The organism is Amycolatopsis sp. NPDC049868 (assembly GCF_044461365.1).
In the GTDB taxonomy this organism is placed as follows: Bacteria; Actinomycetota; Actinomycetes; order Mycobacteriales; family Pseudonocardiaceae; genus Amycolatopsis.
In genome coordinates this window covers 694,049-713,433 of sequence record NZ_JBITKV010000001.1, presented here as the reverse complement: position 1 = coordinate 713,433, position 19,385 = coordinate 694,049, and the positions used below count along the sequence as shown (strand labels likewise).

22 protein-coding genes are annotated in these 19,385 nt (G+C 69.2%); 10 read left to right on the top strand and 12 right to left on the bottom strand.

Features of this window, described 5'->3' with window-relative positions:
* Positions 1-119: 119 nt before the first annotated feature.
* The gene (gene secA, locus ACIBTM_RS03540) at positions 120-2,951 is read left to right on the top strand and encodes a preprotein translocase subunit SecA (RefSeq protein WP_395874992.1); all 2,832 of its coding nucleotides are present in this window, start codon (positions 120-122) and stop codon (positions 2,949-2,951) included.
* 65 nt (positions 2,952-3,016) lie between these two features.
* On the opposite strand, the gene ACIBTM_RS03535 is transcribed toward secA, so the two are convergent.
* On the bottom strand, positions 3,017-3,520 hold the full coding sequence (locus ACIBTM_RS03535) for an Rv3235 family protein (RefSeq protein ID WP_395874991.1): 504 nt from the start codon (positions 3,518-3,520) through the stop codon (positions 3,017-3,019).
* Positions 3,521-3,632: 112 nt separating this feature from the next.
* Between ACIBTM_RS03535 and ACIBTM_RS03530 the strand changes: the two genes are divergently transcribed.
* A complete protein-coding gene (locus ACIBTM_RS03530) occupies positions 3,633-4,037 on the top strand; it encodes an HAD-IA family hydrolase (RefSeq protein ID WP_395874990.1) in 405 nt (134 codons plus the stop codon).
* Here ACIBTM_RS03530 and ACIBTM_RS03525 read toward each other — a convergent pair.
* Positions 4,012-4,791: a TrmH family RNA methyltransferase gene (locus ACIBTM_RS03525; protein ID WP_395874989.1), complete on the bottom strand. Its 780-nt coding sequence runs from the start codon at positions 4,789-4,791 to the stop codon at positions 4,012-4,014. The genes ACIBTM_RS03530 and ACIBTM_RS03525 overlap by 26 nt on opposite strands.
* 34 nt (positions 4,792-4,825) lie before the next feature.
* Here ACIBTM_RS03525 and ACIBTM_RS03520 point away from each other — a divergent pair, with 34 nt between their 5' ends.
* On the top strand, positions 4,826-6,235 hold the full coding sequence (locus ACIBTM_RS03520) for a wax ester/triacylglycerol synthase family O-acyltransferase (RefSeq protein WP_395874987.1): 1,410 nt from the start codon (positions 4,826-4,828) through the stop codon (positions 6,233-6,235).
* Entirely contained in the window at positions 6,232-6,723 is a 492-nt protein-coding gene (locus ACIBTM_RS03515) for a DUF6912 family protein (protein ID WP_395874986.1), read from the top strand. Before ACIBTM_RS03520 ends, ACIBTM_RS03515 begins: the two co-directional genes overlap by 4 nt.
* A gap of 25 nt (positions 6,724-6,748) precedes the next feature.
* Here ACIBTM_RS03515 and ACIBTM_RS03510 read toward each other — a convergent pair whose 3' ends face one another.
* From ACIBTM_RS03510 to rsgA, 5 genes are all read right to left on the bottom strand, one after another.
* Positions 6,749-7,633 carry an NAD-dependent epimerase/dehydratase family protein gene (locus ACIBTM_RS03510; RefSeq protein ID WP_395874985.1) on the bottom strand — a complete coding sequence of 295 codons (885 nt, stop codon included), beginning with the start codon at positions 7,631-7,633 and terminating at the stop codon, positions 6,749-6,751.
* Between the two features lie 63 nt (positions 7,634-7,696).
* Positions 7,697-8,491 (bottom strand): hypothetical protein, encoded by a 795-nt coding sequence (locus tag ACIBTM_RS03505; protein ID WP_395874984.1) that lies wholly within the window; start codon positions 8,489-8,491, stop codon positions 7,697-7,699.
* Between the two features lie 72 nt (positions 8,492-8,563).
* Positions 8,564-9,244: a hypothetical protein gene (locus tag ACIBTM_RS03500; protein ID WP_395874983.1), complete on the bottom strand. Its 681-nt coding sequence runs from the start codon at positions 9,242-9,244 to the stop codon at positions 8,564-8,566.
* Between the two features lie 143 nt (positions 9,245-9,387).
* On the bottom strand, positions 9,388-10,287 hold the full coding sequence (locus tag ACIBTM_RS03495) for a hypothetical protein (RefSeq protein ID WP_395874982.1): 900 nt from the start codon (positions 10,285-10,287) through the stop codon (positions 9,388-9,390).
* Between the two features lie 60 nt (positions 10,288-10,347).
* Positions 10,348-11,358, bottom strand: coding sequence for a ribosome small subunit-dependent GTPase A (gene rsgA, locus ACIBTM_RS03490; protein ID WP_395874981.1), 1,011 nt, complete (start codon positions 11,356-11,358; stop codon positions 10,348-10,350).
* Positions 11,359-11,459: 101 nt separating this feature from the next.
* On the opposite strand from rsgA, the gene ACIBTM_RS03485 reads away from it, so the two are divergent.
* Together ACIBTM_RS03485 and ACIBTM_RS03480 are read left to right on the top strand one after the other, a co-directional pair.
* Positions 11,460-12,218 (top strand): SOS response-associated peptidase, encoded by a 759-nt coding sequence (locus tag ACIBTM_RS03485; RefSeq protein ID WP_395874980.1) that lies wholly within the window; start codon positions 11,460-11,462, stop codon positions 12,216-12,218.
* Positions 12,215-12,823, top strand: a complete 609-nt coding sequence (locus ACIBTM_RS03480) for an alpha/beta family hydrolase (RefSeq protein ID WP_395874979.1) — start codon at positions 12,215-12,217, stop codon at positions 12,821-12,823. The genes ACIBTM_RS03485 and ACIBTM_RS03480 overlap by 4 nt, the downstream gene beginning before the upstream one ends.
* Here the strand turns inward: ACIBTM_RS03480 and ACIBTM_RS03475 are convergent.
* Both ACIBTM_RS03475 and ybaK read right to left on the bottom strand, forming a co-directional pair.
* A complete protein-coding gene (locus ACIBTM_RS03475) occupies positions 12,773-13,336 on the bottom strand; it encodes a hypothetical protein (RefSeq protein ID WP_395874978.1) in 564 nt (187 codons plus the stop codon). The two genes, ACIBTM_RS03480 and ACIBTM_RS03475, sit on opposite strands and share 51 nt — an antisense overlap.
* Before the next feature lie 114 nt (positions 13,337-13,450).
* A complete protein-coding gene (gene ybaK / locus ACIBTM_RS03470; protein WP_038508656.1) occupies positions 13,451-13,927 on the bottom strand; it encodes a Cys-tRNA(Pro) deacylase in 477 nt (158 codons plus the stop codon).
* Between the two features lie 190 nt (positions 13,928-14,117).
* Between ybaK and ACIBTM_RS03465 the strand changes: the two genes are divergently transcribed.
* Positions 14,118-14,756 (top strand): sigma-70 family RNA polymerase sigma factor, encoded by a 639-nt coding sequence (locus ACIBTM_RS03465; RefSeq protein WP_026466946.1) that lies wholly within the window; start codon positions 14,118-14,120, stop codon positions 14,754-14,756.
* On the top strand, positions 14,753-15,076 hold the full coding sequence (gene rsrA / locus ACIBTM_RS03460) for a mycothiol system anti-sigma-R factor (RefSeq protein ID WP_037341057.1): 324 nt from the start codon (positions 14,753-14,755) through the stop codon (positions 15,074-15,076). The genes ACIBTM_RS03465 and rsrA overlap by 4 nt, the downstream gene beginning before the upstream one ends.
* Positions 15,077-15,144: 68 nt before the next feature.
* Here the strand turns inward: rsrA and ACIBTM_RS03455 are convergent, their stop codons facing one another.
* Complete coding sequence (locus ACIBTM_RS03455; protein ID WP_369299112.1) at positions 15,145-15,219, bottom strand: 50S ribosomal protein bL37; 75 nt, start codon at positions 15,217-15,219, stop codon at positions 15,145-15,147.
* A gap of 106 nt (positions 15,220-15,325) precedes the next feature.
* Here ACIBTM_RS03455 and ACIBTM_RS03450 point away from each other — a divergent pair, with 106 nt between their 5' ends.
* Positions 15,326-16,849, top strand: coding sequence for a sensor histidine kinase (locus ACIBTM_RS03450; protein ID WP_395874977.1), 1,524 nt, complete (start codon positions 15,326-15,328; stop codon positions 16,847-16,849).
* 293 nt (positions 16,850-17,142) lie between these two features.
* Here the strand turns inward: ACIBTM_RS03450 and ACIBTM_RS03445 are convergent, their stop codons facing one another.
* Positions 17,143-17,397 (bottom strand): WhiB family transcriptional regulator, encoded by a 255-nt coding sequence (locus ACIBTM_RS03445; protein WP_007028999.1) that lies wholly within the window; start codon positions 17,395-17,397, stop codon positions 17,143-17,145.
* Between the two features lie 273 nt (positions 17,398-17,670).
* Entirely contained in the window at positions 17,671-18,597 is a 927-nt protein-coding gene (locus ACIBTM_RS03440; RefSeq protein ID WP_395874976.1) for a diacylglycerol/lipid kinase family protein, read from the bottom strand.
* A gap of 245 nt (positions 18,598-18,842) precedes the next feature.
* Between ACIBTM_RS03440 and ACIBTM_RS03435 the strand changes: the two genes are divergently transcribed.
* A complete protein-coding gene (locus tag ACIBTM_RS03435) occupies positions 18,843-19,382 on the top strand; it encodes a hypothetical protein (RefSeq protein WP_395874975.1) in 540 nt (179 codons plus the stop codon).
* Positions 19,383-19,385: the final 3 nt, after the last annotated feature.

The following is a 19,385-nucleotide window of genomic DNA, read 5'->3' as shown; positions in this document are numbered from 1 at the left end:
AACACCGAGGTGTTCCCTACGATGGGGGCGGACGGTGGTGCGTTACCAGGCGCCACCGCGGACGAGATTGCCCGGGACCGGCTCGGGTGCGATCACAATCAGCTAGTGAGGTCGACCGGATGGTGCTGAACCGCCTGCTCCGCGCGGGCGAGGGCAAAATGGTGAAGCGGCTGCGACACATCGCCGATCACATCAACACCCTCGAAGACGACGTCAAGGAACTTTCGGACACCGCGCTGCGGGCCAAGACCGAGGAGTTCCGTAAACGGCACGCGGACGGCGAGTCACTCGACGACCTCCTGCCGGAGGCGTTCGCGGTGGCGAGGGAAGCGGCTTGGCGCGTGCTCGGCCAGCGCCCCTACGACGTCCAGCTGATGGGCGGCGCCGCGCTGCACCTCGGCCAGGTCTCGGAGATGAAGACCGGTGAGGGCAAGACCCTGACCCAGGTCCTCCCCGCATACCTGAACGCCGTGTCCGGCAAGGGCGTGCACGTCATCACGGTGAACGACTACCTCGCCAAACGTGACGCCGAGTGGATGGGCCGCATCCACCGCTTCCTCGGCCTCGAGGTCGGGGTCATCCTGGCCGACCAGACGCCCGAGGTCCGCCGCCAGCAGTACGCCGCCGACATCACGCACGGCACGAACAACGAGTTCGGCTTCGACTACCTCCGCGACAACATGGCGTGGAGCCTCGAAGACTGCGTGCAGCGCGGCCACAACTTCGCGATCGTCGACGAGGTGGACTCCATCCTCATCGACGAGGCCCGGACGCCGCTGATCATCTCCGGCCCGGCCGACCAGTCCTCGCGCTGGTACGTCGAGTTCGCCCGGATGACCCCGCTGATGAAGGCGGACATCCACTACGAGGTGGACATCCGCAAGCGCACCGTCGGTGTCACCGAGAAGGGTGTCGCCTTCGTCGAGGACCAGCTCGGCATCGACAACCTCTACGAGGCCGCGAACACGCCGCTGGTCGGCTACCTGAACAACGCGCTGAAGGTCAAGGAGCTCTACAAGCGCGACAAGGACTACATCGTCCGCGACGGCGAGGTCCTCATCGTCGACGAGTTCACCGGCCGCATCCTGCACGGCCGCCGCTACAACGAGGGCATGCACCAGGCGATCGAGGCCAAGGAAGGCGTCGAGATCAAGGCCGAGAACCAGACGCTCGCCACGATCACGCTGCAGAACTACTTCCGGCTCTACGACAAGCTGGCGGGGATGACCGGTACCGCCGAGACCGAGGCGGCCGAGTTCCACCAGACCTACAAGCTGGGTGTGGTGCCGATCCCGACCAACAAGCCGATGGTCCGCGCCGACCAGGCCGACCTGATCTACAAGACCGAGCAGGCCAAGTTCGAGGCCGTCGCCGAGGACATCGCCGAGCGGCACGAGAAGGGCCAGCCGGTGCTGGTCGGCACCACGAGTGTCGAGAAGTCCGAGCACCTGTCGAAGCTGCTGCTCAAGCTGGGTGTCCCGCACGAGGTCCTCAACGCCAAGCACCACGACCGGGAGGCGCTGATCGTCGCCCGCGCCGGGCGCAAGGGCGCGGTCACGGTCGCCACCAACATGGCGGGCCGCGGTACCGACATCGTGCTCGGCGGCAACCCGGACATCATCGCCGACGAGGTGCTGCGCGACCGCGGTCTTGACCCGGTAGAGCACTCCGAGGAGTACGAGGCCGCCTGGCCGAAGGTGCTCGAAGAGGTCCAGGCCGAAACGAAGGCCGAGGCCGAGGAGGTCCGCGAGGCAGGCGGGCTGTACGTGCTCGGTACCGAGCGGCACGAGTCGCGCCGGATCGACAACCAGCTCCGCGGTCGTTCCGGCCGTCAGGGCGACCCGGGCGAGTCCCGGTTCTACCTTTCGCTCGGTGACGAGCTCATGCGCCGGTTCAACGCGACGATGGTCGAGCGGGTCATGACCACCATGCGGCTGCCGGACGACGTGCCGATCGAGCACAAGATGGTCTCCAAGGCGATCAAGAGCGCTCAGACGCAGGTCGAGCAGCAGAACATGGAGATCCGCAAGAACGTCCTCAAGTACGACGAGGTCATGAACGAGCAGCGCAAGGTGATCTACGCCGAGCGTCTGCGCGTCCTCGAAGGCGAGGATCTGCGCGAGCAGATCGAGCACATGCTCGTCGACGTCATCAACGCGTACGTCACCGAGGAGACCTCGTCGGGCTACGCCGAGGACTGGGACCACGAGAAGCTGTGGACGGCGCTCAAGACGCTGTACCCGGTCAAGGTCACTTGGGAAGAGCTCACCGAGGACGACGACCTCGACGCCGACAAGCTGCGTGAGGCGCTGCTCGAAGACGCCCATCGCGCGTACGACGAGCGCGAAGCCGAGATCGACGGCAAGGTCGGCGAAGGCGCGATGCGGAGCCTGGAGCGTCAGGTGATGCTCACCGTGCTCGACCGCAAGTGGCGTGAGCACCTCTACGAGATGGACTATCTCAAGGAGGGCATCGGTATGCGTGCCCTGGCGCAGCGCGACCCGGTCATCGAGTACCAGCGCGAGGGCTACGACATGTTCCGCGCGATGCTGGAGTCGCTGAAGGAGGAGGCCGTCGGCTTCCTGTTCAACCTCCAGGTCGAGCAGGCCGAGCCCGCCGCACCGGCGCCGGAGTCCGCGTCCGCGCTGCCCGCCGGTGTCGGCTCCGGGAACGGCCAGGCCGCGAACGGCGACGGCAGGCACGCTCGCCCGACGCCTCCGCAGGGACCGGCGACCGACACCCAGTCCGTGCCGTCCGCCTTGCGGGGCAAGGGACTCGGCGGTGGTTCGCAGTCCGGGCTGACCATGTCGGGCCCGTCCGAGGACGGCGGCGTCGAGTCGCATTCGGACAGTGCCGGCAGTGCAGGTGGCGACCAGAGCGGAACCCGCCGGGAGCGTCGCGCCGCGCAGCGCGCCTCCCAGAAGAAGGGCAAGAAGGGTCCGCGCCGCTAACGGCCCCAAGCGCGTGAAGGCCCCCTTCCCTCGGCTCAGCCGAGGGAAGGGGGCCTTCACGCGCTTCAGGCCGCGAGCGCGGAGACCCGTCGCGGCGGCTTCAGCAGGTGGAAGCGAGTGCACACCCAGCCCGACGGCGTCCGCTCGAAGCGTGCGGCCAGGGCGAGGCTGCGTCCGTTCTGTTCGACGGTCGCGCAGGCTTCGACGACGCCGTCCGCCGGATGACCCAGGTGGACCGACTTCGGCCGGTAGCCGCCCGCCGGACGGCGACGGCCGCTGTCGAGCAGCGCGTGGTGGAGCGCCGGGTCGAGGATCGGCCGCACCTGGACCGCCGGACGCCGGCCGTCACAGGCTTCGAGGATGGTGGTCAGCAGCCTGCCGATCTGCCTGCCGTCCGGCGTGTCCGGCGCCGGCCGCGGTTCCTCCACGACGCGTTCCCCGGACAGCGGCAGGTCCAGCACGAGCTGGTTGTCCGGCGACGCCGCCCGGTGCATCAGGCCGTCGGGCCGGTCGGCGACCCGGTACGGCGGTTCGTACGGTTCGAGCCGTCTCAGTACGTACGACTTCATCAAGCAGTCCCCCTCCGCGGCCACCTCGGCCACGCCCAGCAACTAAGGGGCAGGCAGTGGCCCCGGCCGCGACAAGGACCGCCCGAGAGGATGAACCGGGCGGTGATCGCTTGTGTACGGTGAGCCGGTGCTGAAAGGGCTGGTCATCGACTATGTCGGGGTGCTCACGGACGCGGGCGCGGACGAGCTGTACGCCTTCCTGATCTCGGCCAGGGAGCGCGGTATCAAAACGGCCTTGCTCTCGAACGCCCCCGGCGCGTCGGACGAGGCCAAGCGGTCACTCGGCCCGTTCTTCGACGCGCTCGTCTTCTCCGGCGAGGTCGGCGTGGCCAAACCCGAACGCGAGGTCTACCTGCTCACCGCGGGGCTGCTCGACCTGCCGGTGGACCGGTGTGTGTTCGTCGACGACGCCGCGCACAACGTTCGCGCGGCGGTCGCGGCCGGGATGGCCGGAGTGCACCACACCTCGGTCGAGGAGACGCTGACCGAGCTCAGCGCGTTGTTCCCGAAGCCTTAGCCCGGCGCACCAGCTCGAACGACAGCACCGCGGCGGCGGCCGAGACGTTCAGCGACTCGACTTCGCCGGGCATCGGGATCGACACCCACTCCGTCACCAGTTCGCCGACTTCGGCGCCGACGCCGTTCGTCTCGCCGCCCAGCACGAACGCCGCGCGCTGCGGCAGTTCGACGTCGAACACCGAGCTGCGTGCCGACGCGCCCAGCGCGTAGATGCCGTAACCGGCTTCGGTGAGCATTTCGGCCGCCTCGCGCGCGCTGCCGCACCGCAGCACCGGCGCGCGGAACGCGACCCCGGCCGAAGCCTTGACCACCATCGGGTCGAGGGCGGCGACCCCGCGCCGCGGCACCACGACCCCCTCCAGTCCGGCGGCGGTCGCCGTGCGCAGGATCATCCCGACGTTCGCCGGGGTGGTGATGCCGTCGAGCAGCAGCACCCGCGACGGCGGCCTGCCGTCGGACAGCGCCGCGTGCAGCGATCGCATACGCGGGGCGACGACGTCGGCCAGCACGCCCTGGTCCTGTTTGCCGTTGCCCGCCAGCACCTTGACGCGATGCGCGCTCGCTCGCTGCACCGGCACCCCGGCGGCCTTGGCGGCACGCTGGATCTCGGCGGCGTTCGGCCCGCGCACGGTGTCGGCGAGGATCACCTTGTCCACCTCGAGCGCCGCGTCGTCCAATGCCTCGAGCACCGGTTTGCGGCCGTACACCGTCAGGAACCGGTCCTTCGGCGAGATCACCGACTCATCACCCACACCGGCGAGTGTCCCATTGTGTAAGGATCGGCCCATGCCCGACCGCCTCTCCGCGCTGGACGCCTCGTTCCTGTACGTGGAAGACCACTCGACCCCGATGCACGTCGGCGGCGTGGCGATCTTCGAGCGACCGCGCGAGGGCTTCAACCACGAGCGGCTGCTGGACCTGATCGGGCAGCGCCTGGCGTTCCTGCCGCGCTACCGGCAGCGAGTGCTGGAGGTGCCGGGGCATCTCGCCCGGCCGGTGTGGGTCGACGACGTCGACTTCGACCTCAACTACCACGTCCGGCGGTCCGCCTTGCCGCAGCCGGGCTCCGACAGCCAGCTGTTCGACCTCGTGGCGCGGCTGATGTCGCGGCGGCTCGACCCGGGAAGGCCGCTCTGGGAGGCGTACTTCGTCGAGGGGCTCGCGGGCGACCGCGTCGCGCTGGTGACCAAGACGCATCAGTCGGTCGTGGACGGGATCGGCACCATCGAGATCGGGCAGCTGATCCTCGATGCCACCCCGCAGGAGCCGGAACCGTTCGACGACGACACCTGGCATCCGCGCCGGGAACCGAGCCGCACGCAGCTGATCCTCGACGCGGTCGCCGAGACCGTGCAGCGGCCGACGGAGCTGGTGGAGAACGTCCGCTCCATCGCCCACGACGTCACCGCGATGGCGGGCAAGGTCACCGAAACGGTCGGTGACGTGGCGTCGGCGCTCAAGACCATGGTGAATCCGGCGCCGTCCGGGCCGCTCAACGTCCGCACCTCCGGCGGCCGCATGTTCGCCGGGGTCCGCACACGGCTGGAGGATTTCCGCAAGGTCCGCGCCGCGCACGGCGGTACGGTCAACGACGTCGTGCTCGCGGCGATCACCGGCGCGCTGCGGGAATGGCTGCTCTCCCGCGGCTCGAACCTGACCGCGACGACCACCGTGCGCGCACTGGTGCCGATGGCCGTCCGCGACGCCGAGACGGCCGAGTACTCGACGCCGGGGCTGGTCGGGAACCAGGTCGACGCCTATCTGGTCGATCTTCCGGTCGGGGAGCCGAACGCGGTCCTGCGGCTGCAGCACATCGGCCACGCGATGGCGGACCACCTCGACTCCGGCCGTTCGGTCGCCGCACGCGGGCTGCGGACGGTCGGTGGTTTCGCCCCGCCGACGCTGCATTCGCTGGGCGCGCGGGTGGCCGGGTCGATGTCGGGACGTATTTTCAACGTGCTGATCACCAACTCGCCGGGCCCGCAGGTGCCGCTCTACGCGGGACAGGCGAAGATGGTGGAGATGTTCCCGGTCATGCCGCTGGTGCGCAATCAGGCGCTGGCGATCGGGGTCACCTCGTATCACGGCGGTGTCTATTTCGGACTGAACGGCGATCGCAAGGCCGTGTCCGATGTGGACCTGCTCGCCGGGATGATCGAGGAATCGTTGGAAGAGCTGAAGGGTGCGCACTGGTGAGGGTCTATCTACCCGGGACGATCGCGATGCTCCGTGAGCTCGAAACCGCCGGAGAGCTCCGGGCGCGCAGCGGCACGGGATTCGCGCTGACCCCGGCGCTGCGGGAGTCCTACGCCAGCGGATCCGACGAAGAACTCGAGTACGCCGCGCTGCTCGACGCCGCCAGGGCGTCGCTCCGGCTGATCGCGGCCGAGGAGAAGCCCGAGCCGCGGCGGGTGGTGATCTCGGCCGACATCGACGACGTCACGTTGCGCCCGGATCTCGACGCCGCCGTCGTCCGGCTGTCCGGGCCGGTGAAGATCGTCGACGTCGCCGCGATCCACGTCGACGCGGCCGAAGCCGCCGAGTCCGTGCAGGCCGCGGCCGCGGTGATCGACCAGGCCGACCTCGGCGATCCGGACGCCGAGTTCACCCTCGGCGACGCCGAAGACCACGAACTGGCCTGGTATGCGCCCCAGGAGCTCCCTTTCCTGCTGGAACTCCTCTGACCCCTCGCATTCAGAGGACCAAACGCTAGAACCACGAGGGGCCGGGCACCGGGCGTTCGGGGCGCCAGCCGGTCGCCTCGGTGAGCCGGGTCGAGACCACGCGCTGCGAACGCGCCAGCACCGACATCAGACCGAGTCGGTTCGCCAGCCACTTCGGCAGCGCGCGCGGCCGCCGGACACCGGCCGCGGCGGCCATCGCCTCGCCGAGTTCCTGCTTCCGCACCGGATCCGCGGCCAGGTTGTAGACGCCGCTCGGCGCCCGCAGCGCCGCGATCGCGCCCGCCGCCGCGTCGTCCGGATGGATCGCCGCGGTCCAGTCGGTCCGGCGGCCGAAGATCAGCGGTGAACCGCGTCGCGCGGCCGCCAGCATCGTCGTGGTCATCGGGTCGTCGGCGACCAGCAGCCCGATCCGCAGCCGGATCGCGGTGCGTCCCTCGTCCGCCAGCTCCGCGATGTTCGCATGTGCCACCGTCGAGGACGCGATGTTGCCGCGAAGCGCGAGAGGCGCGTCCTCGTCCAGTTCCTCGTCGCCGCCGTCGGCGTAGACGAACGAAATCCCTTCCTGCACCACGATTTCCAGCTCGCCGACCCGTCGCACGGCGGCCGCGAGGGTCCGGCTGCCGGTGACCCGCACGTGGTCGTTCTCGGCCCAGCCGGCCAGTGTCATCGCGTGGCGCGCGTCCGGGATCCGGGTCGCGACGTTCACCACCGCGTCGTGCCCGTTCAGCGCGCCGGCCAGCGCGTCGACGTCGAACAGCGAACCCGTCACCGGTTTCGCGCCGGTCGCGCGCACCGCGGCGACCCGGTCCGCGCCGCGGGCCAGTCCGCTCACCTCGTGGCCCTCGGCCAGCAGACGCCGCACCAGCGGCCGTCCCAGCATCCCGGTCGCCCCGATCACCATCACGCGCATGTTCGTTCCTCTCCTGTCCGCCTTCACGAGAGGGACGAAACGCGTGCGGGGAACGTGACAGGGTCAGCCCGCCGGGATCTCCCCGATCTCCTCCGGTGGCGGCGCCTGGATGTCGGCCTGCGTGCCCCACTCGCTGTAGCGCGTGACGATCCTGGCGGTCGCGCCGTCCGGCGCGCCCGAAGCGACGAGGACGGGGGCGAGGTCGAGCATGATCCGCAGCGGGCGGCGCGCGTCGTCGAGCCAGATCTCCATGGGGAGCTTCCCGACCTTGCCCCGCAGCTCGGTGACGGTCTCGGCCGACAATCCGGCGGGCAGGTCACCGCCCAGCGCGGCCAGATCGACGTCCAGCCGGTAATGCTCGGCGGACACCCCGTCGAGTTCGGCGTGCCCGGATCCGGTGAGCGTGCCCGCCTTCCGCACCTGGTCGAGCGCGCGGCCGGGGTCGTTCTGCTTCGCCAGCTGGTCGATGCTGCCACCGGCGACCTGCGAGAACGGGTCGGCGCCGTCGGGGGAGACCTTGACCCAGGGTTTCCCGCCGGGAATGTCTTCACGGGCGGTGTCGGGGACCTTGGCGAAGACGATCTTGCCGACCAGCCGGAGTTCGATCGGTTCGCCGAGGAAGTCCGTGGTCATGGCCAGCGCGGTGCCCGTCGCCGCGACCTTGGCCTGTCCCTGGTTCTTCGACCGCATCGTGCCCGCCGTGACGTCGGTGGTGAACTTCGCGGCCTTGCCGTCCATGGCGGACGTCGCTCCGTCGGCGAGCGCGCGGGCGTCGGCGAACGAGACGGCATCGCCGTCACAGGCGCCGAGCAGCGCACCGAGTACGAGCACGACGGTGGACAGGGCCGTTCTTCGCATGAGGACCTGCTTTCGATCGCGGGCACTCAAGCGAAACACAGCCGCGGACCGCGCCCCGATCGGGGCAACGGCTCAGCGGCTGTCGCCGACCGCCTCGGGCGGCGGCGCGATGATCACCACGTCCGAAGCCCAGCTGTCGTATTTGACCGTGGCCTTGCCGATGCTGACTTGCACCGGGCGCTGTTCGGCGTCCAGCCACAACTCGGCGGGCGCGCCACCGAGGTCGAGGACGTACCGCGTGGCGGCCGTGCCGTTCACGTCGGCCTGCTCGGATTTGGTGACCTTGCCCGATTTCGAGATCCGCTCGATCGTCCGGGTCGGATCCATCGTCTCGACGACGTTCGTCATCAGCGCGCCGTTGGCGGTGGAGAGCGAGTCCTTGCCGTCGGCGGTGATCTTGACCCATTCCTTGTCGGTCTTGAGTTCCTGGACCTGGGTGTCCGACAGGTGGTAGTAGAGGACGCCGTCGGCGAAGATCAGGTCCCGTTTCTCGCCCGCGATCTCGGCGACCATGGAGAACTTGCTGTTCGGTCCCTCGTAGAGCCCGGAACTGGTGACCACGACCTTGCGGCCGTCGTCCGCGGTGGTCTCGAGCGCGATCTTGGACGAGCGGGCCTTCTGCGTGCCGGCGGCGGCGACCGAGGCCAGCTGCGCCGCGTCGTTCACCGGCCGCGTCGCCGGTTTCTCTTCACCGGAACAGCCGCCCAAGAGCAGGAGAGCGGTACAGACGACGGCGAATCCGGTGGCACGCATGGGACTCCCTCGGGTGAATGGTCTGTACCACCACCGTAGTGCCTGTCGCGTGAATTTCCACCGTCCGATGGTTCGGAAGCGCGTGAAGGCCCCCTTCCCTCGGCTGAGCAGAGGGAAGGGGGCCTTCACGCGCAAACGTCGGACTAGCGGCCGGCCTTCTTCATGATCTCCGCCAGGTCGCCGACCTGGTCGGCCGGCGGGGCGGTGACCTCCACCGGGCTGCCCCAGTCGGTGTACTTGACCGTGGTCTTGGCGACGCCGTCGCCGGAAACGCCCATGGCCTTCATGAACGCGGTCTGGTCCGAGACGACCTGCACCGGCAGCTGGTCGGCGTTGAGCCACAGCTCGGTGGGGATGGTGACGTTCTTGCCCTTCAGCTTCGCGTCGAGCTGCTTCTGGACCTCCGCCGGGAACGGGACGCCCACCTCGCCCGCGACGAGGGCGATGGCCTTCTCGACCTCGATCTCGACGACGTAGTGGTTGGTGAGCTCACCGTTCAGCTCGACCTGGTCCGACTTCGTGATCTTGCCCGCCTGCGAGACCTGCTCGAGGGTGCGCGACGGGTCACTGTCCTTGATGGCCTTCGACATCATCTTGCCGAGCAGCTGCGAGATGGGGTCCTGGCCGTCGGCGGAGATCTTCACGTACGACTTGTCGGTCTTCATCTCGGCCTTGTCGGAGGCGTCGAGCTTGAAGTACAGCGCGCTGTCGACGAAGAGGACGTCCAGCTTCTTGCCGTCGCTGTCCATGGACATCGAGAACTTGGTGTTCTCGCCGTCGTACACGCCCTGCCCGGTCGCCGTCTGCTTCTGGGTGCCGGCGACGCTCTCCATCGTCACCTTGGACGACTTGGCCTTCTTGGTGCTCTCGCGGGTCAGGGCCGCGAGCTGGATCGGGTCGCCGAGCGGCGACGAAAGCAGGCTCTTCCCTTCGGAAGGAGCAGGAGTGGGAGCAGCCGCGCCGGGCTGCGTCTCGCCACCGCAAGCGGACAGCGCCAGGACGGCGGCCGTGGTGATGGCGGCAAGCGTGGTTACGCGCTTCAAGAGGACCCCTCAGGAAAGTTGATCTAATCCGAACGGGGTATCGCTCCAGGCCGGAATTAGTTACCGATCGTCGTCATGACCAGCTCGGGAGCCCAAAAGGCGGCGCAAAGACTCCAGTCGCTCGTGACTCGCGTCACCATCTGTGACCACGTCGTCGAGTGCGCAGTCCGGGTCCGAAGGCGGCCCGAGATGACCGCAGCCGGAAGGACACTCTTCGGCGGCCGCGGCGAACTCCTCGAACGCGAGCACGATGTCGTCGGCGGTCACGTGTGCCAGCCCGAACGAGCGGACACCGGGGGTGTCGACCACCCAGCCGCCGCCGGGCAGGGGGAGCGCGACCGCCGCGACGGACGTGTGCCTGCCCTTGCCGACCGCGCTGACCACGCCGGTCGCCAGCCCGGCGTCGGGGACCAGCCGGTTGACCAAAGTGGACTTGCCGACCCCGGAATGCCCGACCAGCGCGGTGACCCGGCCCTTGAGCCGTCCGGTCAGTTCTTCCGGATGTTCGTCGTGCCGGGTGACCACGGCCGGGATGTCGAGGCCCGCGTAGCCGGCGAGGAGTTCGTCCGGGCTGGCGAGATCGGCCTTCGTCAGGCAAAGGACCGGTTCGAGACCGCCCGCGTAACAGGCGACGAGGCACCGGTCGATGAATCCGGTGCGCGGCGGGGGATCGGCCAGCGCGGTCACGATCAGCAGCTGTTCGGCGTTGGCGACCACCACTCGTTCGAAGGGGTCGGTGTCGTCCGCGGTCCGGCGCAGCACACTGGAGCGCTCGTCCACCCGGATGATGCGCGCGAGGGTGTCCGGTCTGCCGCTCACGTCGCCGACGATGCCGACGGTGTCGCCGACGACGACCGGGACCCGGCCCAGCTCACGGGCCCGCATCGCGGTGACGACGCGGTCCGGATCCGAGTCGATCGCGCAGGTCCAGCGCCCGCGGTCCTTGCCGATGACCATCGCCGTGGAGGCGTCCGCGTGCTCGGGGCGGCGTTTGCTGCGCGGCCTGGTGCCCTTGCCGGGACGGATCCGCACGTCGGATTCGTCCAGCCTGCGCCAGTCCTTGCCCGCCAAACCGCCTCCTGCTCTTCGAACACCGCGGAACAATGATCCCATGCTGCTCGCCATCGTCTGGCCGGCGTGTAACGATGGCTGTCGATTAGGGAGGTTTTCGCATGTGCGGGCGTTATGCCGCCACCAAGGATCCGGCGGCGCTGATCGACGAGTTCGCCGCGGTGGACCTGACCGAGGGCCGGATCCGGACCGATCACAACGTGGCGCCGACCAAGGACGTGCCCACCGTCGTCCAGCGGCATCCGCGTGACGCCGACGGCGCGGTGCTCGAAGACGAGCCGGCCGTGCGGTCCTTGCGCATGATGCGCTGGGGCCTGGTCCCGTTCTGGGCGAAGGACCCCGGCGTCGGCTCGAAGATGATCAACACGCGCGCCGAGACGGCCAAGGAGAAGCCGTCCTTCAAGAAGGCGGTCTCGGCGAGGCGCTGCCTGGTCCCCGCCGACGGCTGGTACGAGTGGCGGCGCGACGGCAAGGAGAAGCAGCCCTTCTTCATGACCGGGCCGGGTGACGGGTCGCTCGCGTTCGCCGGGATCTGGGAGACCTGGCGGCCGAAGGACGACAAGGACGCCGATCCGCTGATCACCTTCTCCGTGATCACCACGGACTCGGTCGGCAGGCTCACCGGCATCCACCACCGCATGCCGCTGCTGATGCCGCGCGAGAAGTGGGACACCTGGCTCGACCCCGACCTGCCCGACGTCACCGACCTGCTCGTCCCGCCCCCGGTGGACCTGGTCGACACGATCGAGCTGCGGCCGGTGTCCAGCCTGGTCAACAACGTCCGGAACAACGGCCCGCAGTTGGTGGACCGCGTCGAACCCGCCGCCGACAGCGCGCTCTTCGAGCTGCCGAACTCATGACGAAGCTGGAGATCGACACCGCCTACGGCCCCGCGCGGGCCGAGCTGCACTGTGCCGAAGAAGGGATCGCGGTCCTGATGCTCGGCCACGGCGCGGGCGGCGGGATCGGCGCGAAGGATCTGGTCGCGGTCACCCGCGCCGCGCAGGCGGCCGGTGTCCACGTCGCGCTCGTCGAGCAGCCGTACCGGGTGGCGGGCCGTCGGGCGCCCGCCCCCGCCACCCAGCTCGACACCGCCTGGCTCACCGTGGCCGACGAGATCTCCGAGCGCTTCGACGACCTCCCGATCGTGTTCGGTGGCCGGTCGTCCGGGGCTCGCGTCGCTTGCCGGACGGCCGCGGCGGGGCAGGCGGTGGCGGTGCTCTGCCTGGCTTTCCCGGAGCATCCGCCGGGAAAGCCGGAGAAGACCCGGCAGGGCGAATTGGACGCCGTCGAGGTCCCGACCCTGGTGGTGCAGGGTGAACGAGACCCGTTCGGCCTGCCCAAGGCGGGGCCGCATCACGAGATCGTGGTGCTCCAGGGAGATCACAACCTCAGCGCCGACCTCGAAGGCGTGTCACGCGCGGCCGCCGAGTGGCTGGAGCGTGTGCTGCGGCCGCTCGCCTGACAACCGCCGCCGGGCGTAGTGCACGGTGACCGCGGCCAGCAGCGGGCCCCAGAGCAGGAGCGGCGCGTAACAGGCCGCCATGACGACGCCGTAGACCGGCGAGTCCTCCCAGCTCCCCGGCGACATCGAAGAACCGGCCTCTCCCCAGCCGAACAGTCCCTGGATCCCCAGCACGGTCAGGGCGATCGCGCCGGCGGCCGCCGGGACGATCGCGGCGAGCGGCGGGATCCGGCGGCCACGCAGCCCCGGGATCCAGCGCGGCCACACCTCGCCCCACGGCCGGACCAGCCCGAGGGTGAGGAACGCGAGCGCTTCGGCGAGCAGGCTCAGGCTGAAGACGTAGGCCGAGCCCCAGCCGGGGATGCCGAATTCGTCGAGCCCCTGGGCGGTGAACCCCACTGGGAGGCCGAGGCCCATCGCGATCCGCCACAGCCCGGAGGGCAAGGTCACCAGCAGCGTCGCGTGGGCGGCGAGGTTCGCCCACCTCGGTACGCCGGGCAAGGTCTCGGTCATTTCGTCGCTCCCGGGAGTCGTCTTTCGCTTGCCGATGACGATTCCCGAGCGCGGGCGCGTGATCTTCCCGCTGCGGACCGACGCCACTCCCTCTCGTGGGTGAGTCTCGGGAGATCAGCCCGCGATGGGGGCGACCACGGCGCCGGTCAGCCGCGCCAGATCACCGGGCGCGAGCTCGACCTCCAGCCCACGCCGCCCGGCCGAGCAGTGCACGGTCTCGAACTTCTCCGCCGACGAGTCGATCACCACCGGCAGCCGGCTCCGGTGCCCGAGCGGCGAGATCCCGCCGAGCACGTATCCCGTCGCGCGCTGCGCGGCGGCGGGGTCGGCCATCTTCGCCTTCTTCCCGCCCGCGGCGGCCGCCAGCGCCTTCAGATCCAGCTGGCCGGTGACCGGGACCACACCGACGGTCAGTTTCCCGTCGACCTCGGCGACCAGTGTCTTGAACACGCGCGCGGGGTCGAGCCCCAGCGCTTCGACGGCTTCGAGGCCGTACGACTCGGCCCGCGGGTCGTGGTCGTAGGCGTGCAGAACGTGCGCCACTTTCTGCTTCACCAGCAGCGCCGTCGCCGGGGTTCCCTTGCCTGCCATGGGCGGAGTCTACGAGCGCGCCGGGAATGCCCGGCTGGGCGTCACTGTTGAAAGGCACGTGTCCACCACACTCGAAGCTCCCCGAATCCTGATCCCGCGCACGCCGGGCGGCCAGGTGATCCGTCCGCGCGTAAACTCGACGACGTCTCATGCGCACAAGCGCATCGACGCCGATCGGGAAGGGAACGGTTTGCCGAGCACGCAGAATCCCGCGCCGGACACGGGCACGGACGCCGAAGAGGCGGCCGCGCGGGCCGAGCGCTTCGAGCGGGACGCGATGCCCCTGCTCGACCAGTTGTACTCGGCCGCCATGCGGATGACCCGGAATCCCGCCGACGCCGAGGACCTCGTCCAGGAGACGTACCTGAAGGCGTACGCCGCCTTCGCGTCTTTCAAGGCGGGTACGAACCTCAAGGCGTGGATGTACCGCATCCTCACGAACACCTACATCAACGGCTATCGCAAGCGTCAGCGCCAGCCGGTGCAGCAGCCCACCGAGGAGATCACCGACTGGCAGATCGCCAAGGCGGAGAGTCACACCTCCAGCGGGCTGCGCTCGGCCGAGGTCGAGGCGATGGACAACCTGCCCGACGCCGACGTCAAGGAAGCGCTGCAGAAGCTGCCGGAGGAGTTCCGCCTCGCGGTCTACCTCGCCGATGTCGAAGGTTTCGCGTACAAGGAGATCGCCGAGATCATGGACACGCCCATCGGCACCGTGATGTCCCGGCTGCACCGCGGCCGCGCCCAGCTCCGTGACCTGCTCGCCGACGTCGCGCGCGAGCGCGGCTTCATCCGCGCGGGCAAACAGCAGGAGGTGGCGGGGCGATGAGCGAGGACTACTGCGCCGGAGCGGACGACAAGGTCAGGTGCGAGGAAGCCCTCGCCGACATCTACCTGCTCCTGGACAAGGAGTGCAGCGCCGAGCGCGACGCCGCCCTGCGCAAGCACATCGAGGACTGCCCGCCGTGCCTCGAGGAATACGGCATCGACGAGCACATCAAGCAGCTGCTCGCCCGCAAGTGCGGTGGCGACCACGCGCCGGACGACCTCAAGTCCCGGCTGCGGGCCTCGATCCGCCAGACCGTGCAGACCAAGGGCTCGATCACCATCGAGCGCACCGAGGTCAAGATCGAGCAGACCTTCGAGTAACGCGGCACAGGACACACGAAGGCCCCCGTACCGGATCGGTGCGGGGGCCTTCGTCGTCTGATCGATGATCAGGAGTTGGGCTTCTTGCCGTGGTTCGCGCCGTTCTTCTTACGGTCGCGACGCTTGCGGGCGCGCTTCGACATGTTTCACTCCTCGTCCGAGTGGCCCGCGCGGGGTGATACGACACCGCTGGGCCAGGGTCAACCTCTCCAGTGTGTCATGCGGCCCTCACCCTGCTTGGATGGGGACGTGTCCACCCTTTCCGATCTGCTCGCGGAGAACACCGGCCTGTCCGGTCAAGCCGCGGACCATCTCCAGGCCGTGGTCGCCGAATGGCAGCTGCTGGCCGACCTGTCCTTCGCCGACTTCCTGCTCTGGGTCGCCGTCTCGGAGGAGCTGCAGCCCGACGGCGGCGACTTCGTGTGCGTCGCGCACGCGCGTCCGACGACGGCGCCGACGGCCCATCCGGAGGATGTCGTCGGCTCCCGGTTCACCGAGGATGAGCATCCGCAGCTGGCCAAGGCGAGCCGTGAGGTGCGGATCTGCCGCGAAGAGGACCCGCATTGGTACCGCGACCTGCCGATGCGGCGTGAGGCCATCCCGGTGGTGTTCGGCGGCACGGTGATCGCCGTGCTGTCCCGTGAGACCAACCTGGCCGCCTCGCGGGTGCCGAGCCCGCTCGAAATCGCCTATCTCGGCAGCGCGGGCGACCTGTGCCAGATGATCGTCGACGGCACCTTCCCCAGCCCGGGGAACCAGACGGACACCCACACCAGCCCGCGGGTCGGCGACGGTCTCATCCGCCTCGACCCGACCGGCACCGTGGTCTTCGCCAGCCCGAACGGGCTGTCGGCCTACCACCGGATGGGGCACGAATCCGACCTCGTCGGGCAGCGCCTCGCGCCGCTGACCCGCTCGCTCATCCGCGACCCGTTCGACGCGACCGAGGTGTCGCACCGGATCATCGAGGCGCTCGACGGCAAGCCCAGCAGCCGGACGGAGGCGGATTCCCGGCGCGGCGCCGTCGTGCTGTTCCGTGCGCTGCCGCTGCGCCCCGCCGGGCAGCCCGCGGGCGCGCTGGTGCTGGTGCGCGACGTCACCGAGGTGAAGCGCCGTGACCGCGCCCTCCTCTCGAAGGACGCGACCATCCGCGAGATCCACCACCGGGTGAAGAACAACCTGCAGACCGTCGCCGCGTTGTTGCGGCTCCAGTCGCGCCGGACCTCCAGCGAGGAGGCGCGGCTCGCGCTCGGCGAATCCGTGCGCCGGGTCTCGTCGATCGCGATGGTGCACGAGGCGCTGTCCATCTCGGTGGACGAGCGGGTCGATCTCGACAAGCTGCTCGACAACGTCCTCCCGATGGTCGGCGAGGTCGCGACGGCCGAATCGCAGGTCGGGCTTTCGCGTACGGGCTCGTTCGGCGTCGTCGTCGCCGAGATCGCGACGCCGTTGGTGATGGTGTTGGCCGAGCTGGTCCAGAACGCCATCGAACACGCCTTCCCCGACGGACGGCCGGGCAAGGTCGAACTCGAAGTGGAACGCTCGGCACGCTGGCTCGATGTCGTCATCCGCGACAACGGGCGCGGGCTGCCTTCGGGTTTCTCGCTGGAACGCAGTGACGGCCTCGGGCTCCAGATCGTGCGGACCCTGGTGGAGTCCGAACTGCGCGGATCGCTGTCGATCCGTGGACTGCGCGGGGATTCCGAAGAGGCGGGCGGCCGCCGGGTGGGTACCGAAGCGGCCCTGCGTATCCCGTTGTCCCGACGTCTCTAGTGGACTGTCCCTTTTGATCGTCCTCAATGGACAGTCTCACCCGGACACGTTTTAGGGCCGGCGCCCGAAGAGAAGATGGCGCCGGCCCTGTAACGGTTCCGCGGGAGGACTTGGAAAAAGTCCAGTGAAGCCGTACCCCCTCGGGGGCGTGTCGGCCTCGCTTGTTAAGCTCAAGTCGGGTAGGTGTCACCTCGCGACGCAGGGCCATAGAGCCACTACGCCGCGGGATTGCCCGAGGCTTGGGTGCTACTCAGTTTTTGGTGATGCGATGAAGCGTGCGTGAGTTGAAAAACTCAGGCGGAGGTACGCGTGCCGATGTGCGTACGACGGCGCTTCAGGGCCCGTCGCTCGTCCTCGCTCATCCCGCCCCAGACGCCTGCGTCCTGCCCGCTGGCCAATGCCCAGGCCAAGCAGTCGGAAGCGACGGTGCAGCGGTGGCACACGGCCTTCGCCTGCGCTACCTGCGACAGAGCAGGACCGCTGGTTCCCACGGGGAAGAACAGCTCGGGGTCCTCGTCTCGGCAGGCCGCGTCGTGGCGCCAGTCCATGTTTCTGAGCTCCTTCATAACGGCGCGGTACTCCGCGCCATAGTCGTCATGGCGGTCGTTTTTTTGGGTGCTTGTGAATGCTTTCACGAAGCACCCGTTTCGACAAGGGTTTTCTGAAGATCGGTGAGTCAGCTCACCCGGCCGAGCGACGCTTCTGACCTGCGGTTTCGTTCCGAAACGGACTTCCGATGGGAAGGCCGATGCGCTGAGCGGAGGTTCTGCGTCGATGAGCGGCAGTTCGTACTTTGCCGCAGGCGATCAGCGGTCCGGTCGTCAGACGATTACCGTCAGTGCTTCCGGGACGCTGAAGAACTCCACCCTCTTCCGCTGGCCGACGAGGTCGCCGTCCACCTGGAAGTTTACCGGTTCAGCAGCGTCAATGCGGATCATCGGCAGGTCATCGTGACGAAGGAGACGTCGTCCGCGTTGGTTGCTCTTCGTGAGCAATGCCTGCCGTACATGCTTGAACACGGTGGGCAATCCCAGACCGCTCAACGCGAAAAGGCCCAGTCCGGTGTCGAACGAGCTGCCGGGGTTCAGGTGGACGGGACGGTCCCCCAGGTAGCTCCACGGATCGGTGTTCGACACGAAAGCGGTCAGCACTTCGGTGGGCTCTTCGCCCGGGATGCGAACCGTGAGGGGCGGGCGGCCGAGCGGAGGCCGCAGATGTGACGCCACCGCGGCCCTCAGATAGAGGCCCGCGGTGGTCTGCTTGCCCCGGCGCTTGGCCACGCGGCCGACGACGTCGGCGTCCCAGCCCATGCCGGCGTTGAAGGTGAACCAGTGTCCGTCGGCGATCCCGAGGCCGACTTTGCGGCTTCGGTCGTTCTCGATGGCGTTAAGGAGCTGATGGGTCGCTTCCACGGGATCGTGCGCGATCCCGAGCGCGCGGGCGAACACGTTCGCCGAGCCGCCCGGTACGACGCCGAGCATGGGGACGCCGCCGGTCTTCGCCGGATCGCCGTCCGCGTCCGCGAGAAGGCCGTTGACCACCTCGTTGACCGTGCCGTCGCCGCCGTGGGCGACCACCAGGTCGATCCCGTCGCGGGCGGCGGACCGCGCCACGGCCATCGCGTGGCCGCGGTAGTCGGTCTCCACCACGTCGAGTTTGACCTGGCTGGCCAGTGCGTGCGCCAGCACGTCACGGCCACCGGCGGTGGTCGAGGTGGCCTGGGGATTCACGACGAGGATGGCACGCACATACCGCAGGGTAAGTGACTTCGGCCCGAAGAGGGGAGCGTCAGGTGACGCGAAGCTCAGTGGCCCGTGCGTTCTCGAAGCAGCACCGTATGACCCCTGTGGCGGGCGTTCCTCCTCATCGCCGGCGGCTCTCGCGCGTCGTGACAAGTGCACCCGGGCCGACCGCCCGCTCATCGACGACACTGCCAATTCTTCCCCTGTGACGGCGAGGGGAAACCGGCCGACCGGGTGGCATACGATCGAAAGTGCTCACGTACGGTGACCCGCCCTGGTGGGGCACCGTGTCCGGAAGCCTGGAAGGCTGTTTCGCCGTGTCCATCGCCGACAAGCTCTCGCCCGCGCCCCGTGAAGTCCGCCTCGCCGGCGCCGTCACCGCGCTGCCGGGGCTCGCTCTGATCGTGTTCGCGATCCTGCTCCTGGTCAACGGCCGGGCCGGACCGGAGAACCTCCTGGCCGAAGTCGCCTACTACCTCGTCCTCGCCGTCGGGACGCTGGCCTGCGCGGCCGGGCTGATGATGGGGAAGACGTGGGCGAGGTCGCCAGGGGTGGTCGTCGCGCTGATCCTGGTGGGCGTCGGCTGGTACGGCGCGGGCCCGTCCGGGCAGCCGTTGTGGGGAGTGCCGCTGGGGCTGGTCGGCGTCGCCGTCATCGTGCTGCTGTTCCGCCGCCCGTCGCGGGCGTGGGCGCTCGGGATGCAGGAGGGCGAGACCGAGGAAGAGGCAGCCGAGCGGGACGGTGCCGCGGGTCGCGCGGCGCGCCGTGAGCGCGAGGAACGCGACTCCTGACGC